This window comes from uncultured Sphingomonas sp. (assembly GCF_964235535.1).
Taxonomy (GTDB): Bacteria; Pseudomonadota; Alphaproteobacteria; order Sphingomonadales; family Sphingomonadaceae; genus Sphingomonas.
The window spans coordinates 36,010-47,798 of the sequence record NZ_CAXSBH010000007.1 but is presented as its reverse complement, the minus strand read 5'-3'; the positions used below and the strand labels follow the sequence as shown (position 1 = coordinate 47,798).

The window sequence follows — 11,789 nt, the reverse complement described above, 5'->3', positions numbered from 1 at the left end:
CGGTCGGGACGTGTTCCGTGTCAGCGCGCCTCCACCCACTTCGGAAATGCCGCCAGCAGAGCGGCCGCATCGTCGTACACCACCGTGGCATCCGTCAGGGTTTCGCGCGCGAAACCGCCGGACAGCACCGCGATCGTGGCGACGCCTGCTTTTGCACCCGCCTCGATATCGTAGGGCGTATCCCCGACGAACAGCGCCGCGCCCGCCTCCACGCCGAGCTTGCCCAGCGCGCTCGCGACGATGTCGCCGGCGGGCTTGGAGTTTTTCACGTCATCGATCGTCGTGGTCGCGTCCACGAAGTCCGCGATGCCGAGCAGCTCGACATAATGGTCGAGCTCGCCCTTCGACGCCGAGGACGCGAGCGCGACCTTTAGCCCGGCCTCGTGGACGCGGACGATCAGATCATGTGCGCTCGGGAAAGGGCGGACTTGCTCCAGATACTTGCCCTTGAACGCCTCGCCATGCGCCTCGCCCAGCGTCTCCGTCTCCTCCTCCGACGCGCCGGGAGTCAGCGCGGGCACGAGCATGTCGGCGCCCTTGCCGATCTGGGCGCGGATCGCGGCGCGATCGATGTCGTGCCCGTGCGCGGCGAACGCCTGAACCCACGCCTCGGCATGGAAGTCGTTCGAGTCGACCAGCGTGCCGTCGATGTCGAACAGGACAGCGGTGATGCGCATGGTCTCAGGTCCAATACAGGATGCGCGCGGAGGGGAGCTTGGCGGCGATCTCCGCCTCGAAGAAGCGGCGTAGCGTGAGCATCACCTCCTTTTCGTACACATGCTTGATCGCCCCGAACTTGGTACGCTTCTGCGATCGCCCGTCCGGTCCCATGTCGAGCGCGGAGCCGGGGTACCAGCTGTCGAGCACCGCCTTCGACCCTTCGGTGAAGCGGTGGGTGATCAATTCGACGGTCAGGTCGGGGTCCAACCCGTCCAGAGCACGGGCGATGTCGTCGATCAGCCCGCCATACGCCGCCTCCCACCCCGGCGCGGCGATAATCGGCGCGATGGTTAGGCCGACCAGGTACCCCGCCTCCGCCATCCGCCGCATGCCCGCGATGCGCTGCGCGACCGGGCTCGTACCGCCTTCGAACTTCGCATAGGGTTTGGGATTGAGCGACACGCGCATCCGGGTGCGCCCGTTATGCACCAAGCGCAGCAGCGGATCGACGCTCGAGAATTTGCTGGTGAAGCGGAGCTGCGCGTCCTCTTCCCAGCCACCGAAATACTCGACCAGCGCCGACAGCGACCCGGTCAGATGCTCGATCGCGAGCGGATCGGTGTAGCACGACGCCTCGTATGTGGTGCCCTCGTGCCGACGCGTCTTTGAGCGCGAGGTGATCGTGCCCTGCCCCAGATGGCGCGGCATCTCGTCCAGGATCTCGGGCAGGTTGGCATAGACGCGGGTGATCGGCGCGCCCTTGAGCGACCCGGCGAGGTAGCAATAGGAGCAATGCGCGGGGCAACCCTCCGCCAGGTCGACGCGCCAATCGGCGGACGGGGCGATCGGCTGGAGCTTGCGCTTGCTCGGCGGCGCGACGACCACCGCCATCGTCGCCTTCGACTCGGCATATTGCCGCCGGGGATCGTCGGAGAAGTCGAGCTTGACGCGGTCGCTCGGCAATTCGACCAGGTCGAGGCCCAGCCCCGCGACGCGCTCGGCGATCGCGCGGCCGTGATCCCATTCCAGCGCGGATTTGGTCACCAGCACGTGCTTGGGCCGCCACTGGCGTGCCGGACCGGGACGCGGATCGAGATCGCCCGCGATTACGGGTATCGGGTCCAGCACCGGCTTGCCCACCACGGGGTCCTGAAAGAGATGCGGGGACGAGGGTGCGGCGGTGGCCATACCCGACCAACCGGCCGACGACGGCGCTTTGTTCCCGGGAACTTGCGGGCCGCGCCGATGCTTGGACGCGCATGAACGAGACAGTGACGTGCGACGTGGCGATCATCGGGGCCGGGACGGCCGGGCTGGAGGCGCGGCGCGTCGCCGAGGCGGCGGGCAAGCGCGCCGTGATGATCGAACGCGGGCCGGGCGGGACCACTTGCGCCAGCGTCGGGTGCATGCCGTCCAAGCTGCTGCTCGCGGCGGGACGCGCGGCGGACCGGGCCCGGCGCGCCGGGCTGTTCGGGGTTCACACGGATGCGGTTGCGGTGGACGGAGCTGCGGTCATGCGCCGTCTGCGCGCCGAGCGCGACCGGTTCGCGGCAGGCGCGCGGGGCGGCTGGTCGGAGACGCCGGACGATCTGCGGATCGAGGGTTCGGCGCGCTTCGCGGGGCCGACGACGCTCCGGATCGAGGACGGACCCGTCGTGGAGGCAGGCGCGGTGGTTATCGCGGTGGGCAGCCGACCGGTGGTGCCGCCGGTGCTGGACGGGCTGGGCGACCGGGTCCACACCTACGAGACGATCTTCGAGATCGCGGACCTGCCCGGGCGGCTGCTGGTGCTCGGCGCGGGCGCGCTCGGACTGGAGCTGGCGCAGGCGTTCAGCTGGCTCGGCGTCGCGGTGACGGTCGTGGACGCGGGCGATGTCGTATCCAAGCTCGCCGATCCGGAAGCGGCCGAAGTCGCGCGCACCGCGTTGGCCGAATCGTTCGACCTGCATCTCGGGGCGGAGCTGGAATCGGCGGACTTGGCGGACGGAGCGATCGTGCTCCGCTGGACGGGCGGCGGCGGCGAGTTCGATCTGGTCCTCGCCGCGAGCGGCGTGCGACCCGAGCTCGAGCCGTTAGAACTCCAGGCGGCGGGGCTGGAGCTCGACGATCACGGCACGCCCTCGTTCGACGCGCTGACACGTCGGTGCGGGACGTCGGCGGTGTTCATCGCGGGCGACGCCAGCCCCGACCGGCCGGTGCTCCACGAAGCGCGGCTGGAGGGCGAGGCCGCGGGCCGGACGGTGTCGGGCGGCTGCGCGGATTCGCGCCCGCCTTTCCTGTCGATGACCTTCACTGATCCGGGCATCGCGCTCGTCGGGTGCGATTTCGACGACCTGCCGGACGGGCACCGGATCGGCCGGGCGGATTTTGCGGACAATGGCCGGGTCCGGATCGACGAGGGGCCGGATGCGAGCGGTGTGGCGCGCGTCTATGCCGACGCGGACGGCCGTCTGATCGGCGGCGCGATCGTCGGGCCGGAGGCGGAGCACGTCGCGCATTTGTTGGCGTTCGCGGTCGGGCGCGGGCTGACCGCGCGAGAGTTCCTCGATCTGCCGCTCTACCATCCGACGGTCGCCGAGGTTCTGCGCGGAGCGGTGCGCGAATTGCTGGCCTGAACCGATGTTCAGCAAGCGTACATGGGGCGATGGCGAGGCAGCCGCCGACGGGTCGATCGGAGCCGATCCCGAATGCGATTGCACGGGTGTGGTCCGTGTTGCATTGCGGAATGCCCCGGCCGACGCCGGATTGCGGGAGATGCGGGTGGAGCGGTCAGTCGTTGAAGCGGGCGGTCGCCTGCGCGCGCTCACCGTATCGGTGCTCGCCCTTTCCCTGGCCGCATGCGGTGCGGGCGCCCAGGAGAAGGGTAAGGGCAAAGGCAAGGGCCCGGGCGGCCCCGGTGGCCCTCCGGCCGAGGTCGGGTTCGTCGTCGTCCAGCCCACCGACGTCGCGCTCGAGGCGACGCTGCCCGGGCGCACCGTCGCATTTCAAAGCTCGGAGGTGCGGCCGCAGGTGTCGGGCGTCGTCCAGCGCCGCTTCTTCGACGAAGGCCAGATCGTCCGGCGCGGGCAGCCACTCTACCAGATCGACCCCTCGCTATACCGCGCCGCAGTGAACCAGGCCCAGGCCAACGTCGCCGCCGCGCAGGCGACCGCCGAGGCGGCAGGCGTACGCGCCTCGCGATTCCGCCCACTCGCGGAGATCGAGGCGGTATCGAAGCAGGATTATACGGACGCCGCCGCCACCGCGCGCCAGAGCCGGGCGGCGGTGGCGCAGAACAGCGCGGCGTTGGAGACCGCGCGGGTAAATTTACGCTTCGCCACCGTTCCCGCGCCCATCACCGGGCGGATCGGGCGGTCGCTGTTCACCGTCGGCGCACTCGTCACGACGAGCCAGATCGATCCGCTGGCGACGATCCAACAACTCGATCCGATCTTCGTCGACATCCAGCAATCCGCCTCCGCGCTGCTCTCGCTTCGGCGCTCGCTGAGCGGCGGCACCGGGATCATCCCCGCCCGCGCGCAGGTCCGCCTCAAGCTCGAGGATGGAAGCGATTACGGTTATGCGGGCACCGTCGAGTTCTCGGAAGTCTTGGTCGAGCAGACGACGGGCACTGTGACGCTCCGTGCGCGCTTCCCGAACGCGCAAGGGTTGCTGCTGCCGGGCATGTTCGTCCAGGCGCAGTTCGCGCAGGCGATCAACACCCGCGCCTTCCTGGTGCCCCAGCCCGCCGTGACGCGCGACGCCAAGGGCGGGGCCACCCTGTTCATCGTCGGACCGGGCGACCGCGCACTTCAGCGACAAGTCGTCGCCGAGCGCACCCAGGGGCAGTCGTGGGTCGTCACCAAGGGATTGAACCCCGGCGACCGGGTGATCACGCAAGGCCTGCTGCCCTCCATGCGGCCGGGTTCGTCCGTGCGCCCCGTCCCCGCCGACACGCCGCAACGCGTCCGCCCGCCTTCGCCCGAACAGATGAAGGCCAAGGGCGGCAAGAACGGCTGACCTGACCGATGTTTTCGCGCATCTTCATCGACCGGCCGATCTTCGCCTGGGTCTTGGCGATCATCGTCATGCTGGCGGGCATCGGCGCGATGCTCGCGCTGCCTATCGCGCAATATCCCGACGTCGCGCCGCCGCAGGTCACGATCCGCGCCAGCTATCCCGGCGCGTCGGCCGATACGATCCAGAACTCGGTCACGCAGATCGTCGAGCAGTCGCTGACCGGCATCGACGGCCTGATCTATTTCCAGTCGCAATCGAGCTCACGCGGGCAGGTCGCGATCACCGCCACCTTCGACAAGGGCGTCGACCCCGACATCGCGCAGGTGCAGGTGCAGAACCAGGTCCAGGCGTCGATCGCGCGGTTGCCGCAACAGGTGCAGCAGCAAGGTTTGGTCGTCCGCAAGTCGAACCCGGACTTCCTGATGATCGTCGGCGTCTATGACGAGACCGACCGGCTGACGGGCCGCGATGTGTCCGACTTCCTCGTCTCGACGCTCCAGGAGCCGCTCGGGCGGACGCCGGGCGTGGGCGACACCACCGTGTTCGGGTCGCAATACGCGATGCGCGTCTGGCTGGATCCGGCCAAGCTCGCGGGCGTCCAGCTGATGCCGAGCGACGTGGTCGCCGCGATCCGGTCGCAGAACACCGAGGTCGCGGCGGGCGAGCTCGGCGGTCAGCCGCAGCCGCTGACCAATCTCCTGAACGTCCAGGTCACCGCCCAGTCGCGGTTCCAGACCCCGCAGCAATTCCGCGACATCATCCTGAAGACATCGCCGTCCGGGGCGACCGTCAGGGTGTCGGACGTGGGGTGGGTCGAGCTGGGCGCGGAGAACTTCCTGCCGCTGACCCGCATCAACCGCCATCCCGGCGCGGGGATCGCGATCAACCTCGCACCGGGCGCGGACGCGCTCGAGACCGCCGACCTGGTCAAGGCTCAGGTCGAAGCCGCGGCCAAGTCTTTTCCGGCCGGGCTGACCTTCGGCTACGCCAACGACTCGACCGCCTTCATCAAACTGTCGATCGAGGAGGTCGCCAAGACGCTGGTCGAGGCGGTAATCCTCGTCGTGGTCGTCATGTTCGTCTTCCTCCAGAGCTGGCGGGCGACGTTGATCCCGACGATCGCGGTGCCCGTCGTGCTGCTGGGTACGCTCGCGGTCTTCTATCTGTTCGGCTTTTCGATCAACACGTTGACGCTATTCGGGCTGGTGCTCGCGATCGGGCTGCTCGTCGACGACGCGATCGTGGTGGTCGAGAATGTCGAGCGCTTGATGGACGAGGACCCCGAGCTGAGCCCACGCGACGCGACGATCAAGTCGATGGAGGAGATCACCGTCGCGCTGGTCGCGATCGGGCTGGTGCTGTCGGCGGTGTTCCTGCCGATGGCGTTCTTCGGCGGATCGACGGGCGTCATCTACCGCCAGTTCTCCGTCACGATCGTGTCGGCGATGCTGTTGTCGGTCGCGGTCGCCGTGATCCTGACCCCCGCGCTGACCGCCAGCCTGCTCAAGCGAAAAGAACGCGACGAGGCGGGCGATCCGGTTCGCGAAGGCTGGACGGCGCGCAAGTTGCCTCGGGTCGCCGGGGCGACCGCGCGCGCGCGCGACTGGTTCAACCGGACGTTCGACCGGGGCGTCGACAAGTATGTCGCCGGCGTCAGGGTGCTGGTCGCCCGCAAGTGGCTGTTCCTGCTGATCTATGCCGGCACCGTGGCGTTGCTCGCGGTGTTGTTCCTGCGGCTGCCGACGGGGTTCCTGCCCACGGAGGACCAGGGCAACGCGATCGTCCAGTTCCAGCTGCCCCCGGGCGCGACCCAGGGCCGCACCTATCCGGTCCAACGCCAGGTCGAGGATTATTTCTTCACGCACGAAAAGGCCAACACCTCCGTCATGTTCACCGTGTCGGGCGGCGGCGGCGGCGGGGCGGCGGGACAGAATACCGGCCAGGGGTTCATCAATTTTCGCGACTGGTCGCTGCGCGAGGGCGAGGAGAACGGCGCGGAGGCGATCGTCGCGCGCGCCTCGGCGGCGCTGCGGGGGATCAGGGACGCGCAGGTGTTCGCGCTCGCGCCGCCCGCGATCCGGGGGCTCGGCCAATCCAACGGCTTCACCGTCCAGCTCCAGAATACCGGCGGCCTGTCCGCCGCCGAATTCAAGGCGGCCGCCGCCAAGCTGCTCGCCGCGGCCCGCGCCGACCCGGCACTGGCCGCGGTGCGCCAGACCGAGCTTCCCGACGTGGGCACGCTGAACGTGAACAGCGACGCGCAGAAGATCGCCGCGCTCGGGCTGAACCAGGCCGACGTCAACAGCACGCTGGCGATCGCCTGGGGCGGTCAGTACGTCAACGATTTCGTCGATCGCGGACGCGTCAAGCGCGTCTACGTCCAGGGCGACGCGCCCTACCGGGACAGCCCGGACGACATCGACCAATGGTTCGTCCGGGGCGGATCGAACCAGATGGCGCCCTTCTCCGCCTTCGCGCGGTCGAGCTGGAGCCAGGCACCGACCACCTTGGCGCGGTTCAACGGCATTCCCTCCTACGAATTGCAGGGCTCGTCGGCCCCGGGACGGAGTTCGGGCGAGGCGCTTGCGCGGATACGCGAGCTGCAGGCCGCTATCCCCGGCACCTCGATCGCGCTGTCGGGCCTGAGTTTTCAGGAGGCGCTGTCTTCGGGCCAGGCCCCGATCCTGTACGGGTTGTCGCTGCTCGTCGTGTTCCTGTGCCTCGCCGCGCTTTATGAAAGCTGGTCGATCCCGGTCGCCGTGCTGCTCATCATCCCGCTCGGGCTCGTCGGCGCGGTCGTCGCGGTAACGTTGCGTGGGCTGATCAACGACGTGTATCTCCAGATCGGGTTGCTGACGACGATGGGCTTGGCGGCCAAGAACGCGATCCTGGTGATCGAGTTCGCCGAACAGGCCGAGAAGAAGGGTGCCAGCGTCATCGACGCCGCGCTGGAAGCGGCGCGCCTGCGGCTGCGGCCGATCCTGATGACCTCGCTCGCCTTCATCTTCGGCGTGCTGCCGCTCGCCATCTCGACGGGCGCGGGCGCGAACAGCCGCATCGCGATCGGCACGGCGGTGATCGGGGGGATGCTGACCGCGACGATCCTGGCGATCTTCTACATCCCGTTCTTCTTCATCCTCGTCCGCCGCGGCGTGCGCGACGGCCTCGCCAAGATGAGGGGCAAGCCGACCGGCTTCCAGGGCAAGCGCGCCGAGCCGGAGGCGAAGCCGGTATGAGTGTCGTTTCGCTCGACCCCTCGATCCGTCATGCCGGACTTGTTCCGGCATCCATCGTTGCACGATCCTGGCAAGAGCGGCGTACGCACACCGATGGACCCCGGAACAAGTCCGGGGTGACGAAGAAGGGATCGAGGTACCTTACGCTGCTCCTCGGTCTCGCCCTGGCCGGCTGCTCGATGGATCCCCGGCTCGCCAGGCCCGAGCCGCCGGTGCCGCCCTCCTGGCCCGTGGGCGACGCCTATCTCCGGCAATCGGAGGCGACGCTGCCCGCGATCACCTACCGCGAAATGTTCCGCGACCGGCGGCTGCAGGCGATCATCGAACAGGCGATCGTCAACAACCGCGACCTGCGCATCGCGGTCGCCAACATCCGCTCGGCGCGCGCGCTTTACCGTATCCAGCGCGCCGACCGCTTCCCACGCGTCGATGTTACGGGCCGCTACCAATATTCGGACGGCGGCGGTGGTGGTGGCACCGTCACCGGCAACAACGGCGGGACCAGCACCGGCGGGACTGGGACAGGGACAGGCGGTACCGGAACCGGCACGGGGGGCAGCACCAACCCCGGCGGCGCTGGCGGGAACACCGGCACGGTCACCGGCGGCGGCGGGGGCAGCCTGTTCCAGGCCAACATCGGCGTGACCGCGTTCGAAATCGACCTGTTCGGCCGCGTCGCTTCGCTGACCCGCGCCGCCCAGCAGCGCTATTTCGCGCAGGAGGCCGCCGCGCGCGCCACGCGGCTGATCCTGGTCGGCGACATCGCCCAAGGCTGGCTGACCTACGCCGCCGACCTGTCGCTGCTCCGCGTGGCCGAGCGTACGGCTCAGAGCGCGGAGTCGAGCGTTCGCCTGACGCGCGCGCGGCTGGAAGGCGGGATCGTGCCCCGGTCCGACCTGACGCAGGCGCAGCAGGTCCTCGCTACGGCGCAAGCCGACCTGGCCGAACAGCGCACCTTCGTCGCGCAGGACGTCAATGCGGTGACCCTCCTCGTCGGAGCGAGCGTCGATCCCACCCTCCTTCCCGCCTCGATCGAGGAAGCCGCGCCGACGCTGGCGGTCCTCCCCGCCGGGCTCGACAGCCGCGTGCTGCTGCGCCGTCCCGACGTGGTCCAGGCCGAGTATGATCTCCGCGCCACCAACGCCGAGATCGGCGCGGCGCGTGCGGCGCTGTTCCCGCGCATCTCGCTGACGGGCATCCTGGGCTTCGCGAGCAATGCGCTCGGCCGCCTGTTTACCGGCGACGCGTTCAGTTATTCGGTATCGCCGACCGCGAGCTATTCGATCTTCCGCGCGGGCGCGGCGCGCGCCAATGTCGAGTTCTCCCGCGCTCAGCGCGACGCCGCGCTGGCGGGCTACGAGCGCGCGATCCAGATCGCCTTTCGCGAGGTCGCCGACGCGCTCGCGCGGCAGGGCACGATCGCCGAACAGCTTCGCGCCAGCCAGCTGCTGGTGAACGCGACGGACGAAACGCTCCGCCTCAACGATGCGCGCTACCGGGGCGGGATCGACACGTTCCTGACGCTGCTCGACGCGCAGCGTTCCGCCTACACCGCGCAACGCACCTTCGTGGCGACGCAGCTCGCGGCGGCCACCAACCGCGTCGCGCTCTACCGTGCGCTCGGCGGCGACGCGACCCTGGAGACGACCGCGACCGGACCGGTGCCCGTCAGCGCATCGGGCGCGCGCCGCACCGACGAGCCGCTTCCCGTGCCTTCGCCCACGCCTGAAGCACCACGCCGCCGCCCTTGACGGACGTGGGTCGCGGGTCGAGGATGCGGCCATGTCGACCACCCCGCCCGATCCCGCCGCGCTGTTCCGCACCATGATCGGCGAATGGGAGAAGCTGACCAACTCGGTCGGCGGGCAGAGTTTCCGGACCGACGAGATGGCGCACCTGATCGGCGGTGCGAGCAACGCGTCGGCGCAGGCGCAGGCCGCGTTCCATGGCCTGATGGAGCGAGCGCTCGCCGCCGCCAACATGCCCAGCCGCGGCGAAGTGGAGGACCTGTCCGCCCGCCTCGCCCGCATCGAAGGCGCGCTGTTCCGCATGGAAGCCAAGATCGACGCGCTTGGCCGGAGTGCACCGGACAAGCCGGTCTCGACCGGTCCGACCCGCGGCCGCAAGCCGCCGGTGCCGGCCGAGGGGTGAAGGTAATGTCGTTTGCCCACCACCGTCACCCCGGACTTGTTCCGGGGTCCATCGCTGGGCGTACTCGGACGGCTGCGGGTCGGTACAACGATGGATGCCGGAACAAGTCCGGCATGACGGAGTAAGGGATGGCCACCGCTCCCGGACCCGACCTCCTCGATATCGCCAGGCGCGAGTTCGAACGGGCCATGGCGCGCAACATCAAGGGGCTCGGCTATTTCACCTCGCCCGCCCCGGTGCTCGGCGTCAGCGCCAAGGAGGTGCTGATCGAGCGCGGCACCATGCGGCTCTACCGCTACCGCCCGCGCGTCGACGACGTCTATCGCGTGCCGATCCTCCTCGTCACGGCGACCACCAATCGCGGCTACATCTTCGACATGGTGCCCGGCCAAAGCCTGATCGAGTACCTGCTCGACGCCGGCTTCGACGTGTTCATGCTCGACTGGGCCCCGCCCCGCGCCGACGAGAAAGCGCTGACGCTCGAAAGCTACGTCCTCGACTTCCTGCCGCAGGCGGTCGCCCGCATCGCCGCCGAGACCGGCCAGCCCGACGTAAGCGTCATAGGATATTGTTTTGGCGGCGTACTCTCGCTTTTATGGGCGGCCCTGGAGGGAGGAGGCAAGCTCGCCAATCTCGTCACCTTCACCACCCCCGTCGATTTCTCGCGCTTGGCCATGTTCCAGGCCTGGGCCGACCGGCGGTTTTTCGATGTCGACCGTCTGGTCGACACGTTCGGCAATTGTCCGGGCGATTACCTCTATACCGCCTTCGACATGCTCCGCCCCGGCACCCGCGCGACCACGATCGCGCGCGTGTACGAAGGGCTGCATGACGACGAATATGTCCGCTCCTTCCGCATGTTCGACCGCTGGGCCACCGACATCCTCCCGCTCGCGGGCGAGTATTTCCGTCAAACGGTCAAGCTGCTGTTGCGGGAGAACCGGCTGATTCACGGTACGCTCGAGTTGGGCGGGCGTCGGATCGACCTCCGCGCCATCACCGCGCCTTTTCTCCATGTCGCCGCGCAGCACGATCATATCGTCCCCACCGAGGCGTCCGCGCCCCTCCTCGGCATGGTCGGCGCGACCGACAAGGAAGAAGTCGTGCTCAAGGGCGGGCATGTCAGCCTGGTCGCGGGCGGCAACGCGGTGAAGCGGCTATGGCCGAAGCTCGACCAGTGGCTGGGGGTTCGATCGACATGAGCCACCGCGTCCGCCGCTTCGAGCCCGCCGACCGCATGGGTATGGCCGCCTTCGCCGCCGCGCTGCCCGAACACGACCTGCTTTTTCTCGGCCGCGACCTGCGCCACCCGCGCGTCGTCGAAGCATGGCTCGCCGCGATCGCAGAGGGCTGGATCGACAGCCTCGTCGCCCAGGATGATGAAACGGGCGCGCTGATCGGCACGGCCGCGCTCGTCCGCGATCCGCTGGGCTGGAGCCCGCATGTGGGCGAGGTACGGCTGCTCGTCGCCGCCGACCGGCGCGGCGCGGGGCTAGGCCGCGATCTTCTGGAGGGCGTGTTCGCCATCGCCGGCGAGCGCGGGCTGACCAAGCTGACCGCGCGGATGACCCCGGACCAGACGGGCGCCGTCACGTTGTTCGAAAGTTTAGGGTTTCGGGGCGAAGCCCTGCTCCGCGATCACGTATGCAGCCCGGCCGGCGAGTTGTTCGACCTTGCCATCCTGTCCTACGATGCGGGGCGGGTCGCGGCACGCAACGAAGCCTTCGGTGTGGATTGAACTAT

At 69.0% G+C, this 11,789-nt stretch carries 9 protein-coding genes; 7 read left to right on the top strand and 2 right to left on the bottom strand.

Annotated elements, in window-relative coordinates; translation table 11 throughout:
* Positions 1-20 precede the first annotated feature (20 nt).
* Both ACFE7F_RS03995 and ACFE7F_RS03990 read right to left on the bottom strand, forming a co-directional pair.
* Positions 21-677, bottom strand: coding sequence for an HAD family hydrolase (locus ACFE7F_RS03995; protein ID WP_375402546.1), 657 nt, complete (start codon positions 675-677; stop codon positions 21-23).
* A 4-nt stretch (positions 678-681) separates the two neighbouring features.
* The gene (locus ACFE7F_RS03990) at positions 682-1,800 is read right to left on the bottom strand and encodes a radical SAM protein (RefSeq protein ID WP_375402545.1); all 1,119 of its coding nucleotides are present in this window, start codon (positions 1,798-1,800) and stop codon (positions 682-684) included.
* Between the two features lie 119 nt (positions 1,801-1,919).
* On the opposite strand from ACFE7F_RS03990, the gene ACFE7F_RS03985 reads away from it, so the two are divergent.
* The 7 genes from ACFE7F_RS03985 (at position 1,920) to ACFE7F_RS03955 (ending at position 11,784) form a co-directional block, all read left to right on the top strand.
* Entirely contained in the window at positions 1,920-3,275 is a 1,356-nt protein-coding gene (locus ACFE7F_RS03985; RefSeq protein ID WP_375402544.1) for a dihydrolipoyl dehydrogenase, read from the top strand.
* Positions 3,276-3,414: 139 nt separating this feature from the next.
* Positions 3,415-4,659: an efflux RND transporter periplasmic adaptor subunit gene (locus ACFE7F_RS03980; protein ID WP_375402580.1), complete on the top strand. Its 1,245-nt coding sequence runs from the start codon at positions 3,415-3,417 to the stop codon at positions 4,657-4,659.
* Positions 4,660-4,667: 8 nt separating this feature from the next.
* Positions 4,668-7,895 carry a multidrug efflux RND transporter permease subunit gene (locus ACFE7F_RS03975; protein ID WP_375402543.1) on the top strand — a complete coding sequence of 1,076 codons (3,228 nt, stop codon included), beginning with the start codon at positions 4,668-4,670 and terminating at the stop codon, positions 7,893-7,895.
* A gap of 179 nt (positions 7,896-8,074) precedes the next feature.
* The gene (locus ACFE7F_RS03970; RefSeq protein WP_375402579.1) at positions 8,075-9,646 is read left to right on the top strand and encodes an efflux transporter outer membrane subunit; all 1,572 of its coding nucleotides are present in this window, start codon (positions 8,075-8,077) and stop codon (positions 9,644-9,646) included.
* A gap of 31 nt (positions 9,647-9,677) precedes the next feature.
* Positions 9,678-10,046, top strand: a complete 369-nt coding sequence (locus ACFE7F_RS03965) for a poly(R)-hydroxyalkanoic acid synthase subunit PhaE (RefSeq protein ID WP_375402542.1) — start codon at positions 9,678-9,680, stop codon at positions 10,044-10,046.
* 128 nt (positions 10,047-10,174) lie between these two features.
* On the top strand, positions 10,175-11,248 hold the full coding sequence (locus ACFE7F_RS03960; protein ID WP_375402541.1) for an alpha/beta fold hydrolase: 1,074 nt from the start codon (positions 10,175-10,177) through the stop codon (positions 11,246-11,248).
* The gene (locus tag ACFE7F_RS03955; protein ID WP_375402540.1) at positions 11,245-11,784 is read left to right on the top strand and encodes a GNAT family N-acetyltransferase; all 540 of its coding nucleotides are present in this window, start codon (positions 11,245-11,247) and stop codon (positions 11,782-11,784) included. The genes ACFE7F_RS03960 and ACFE7F_RS03955 overlap by 4 nt, the downstream gene beginning before the upstream one ends.
* The last annotated feature ends 5 nt before the right edge of the window (positions 11,785-11,789 follow it).

Bases quoted from the DNA above. Each gene is read 5' to 3' on its own strand.
- ACFE7F_RS03995 (WP_375402546.1), bottom strand. From the start codon at position 677: ATGCGCATCACCGCTGTCCTGTTCGACATCGACGGCACGCTGGTCGAC.
- ACFE7F_RS03970 (WP_375402579.1), top strand. From the start codon at position 8,075: ATGGATCCCCGGCTCGCCAGGCCCGAGCCGCCGGTGCCGCCCTCCTGG.
- ACFE7F_RS03985 (WP_375402544.1), top strand. From the start codon at position 1,920: ATGAACGAGACAGTGACGTGCGACGTGGCGATCATCGGGGCCGGGACG.
- ACFE7F_RS03960 (WP_375402541.1), top strand. From the start codon at position 10,175: ATGGCCACCGCTCCCGGACCCGACCTCCTCGATATCGCCAGGCGCGAG.
- ACFE7F_RS03975 (WP_375402543.1), top strand. From the start codon at position 4,668: ATGTTTTCGCGCATCTTCATCGACCGGCCGATCTTCGCCTGGGTCTTG.
- ACFE7F_RS03955 (WP_375402540.1), top strand. From the start codon at position 11,245: ATGAGCCACCGCGTCCGCCGCTTCGAGCCCGCCGACCGCATGGGTATG.
- ACFE7F_RS03965 (WP_375402542.1), top strand. From the start codon at position 9,678: ATGTCGACCACCCCGCCCGATCCCGCCGCGCTGTTCCGCACCATGATC.
- ACFE7F_RS03980 (WP_375402580.1), top strand. From the start codon at position 3,415: ATGCGGGTGGAGCGGTCAGTCGTTGAAGCGGGCGGTCGCCTGCGCGCG.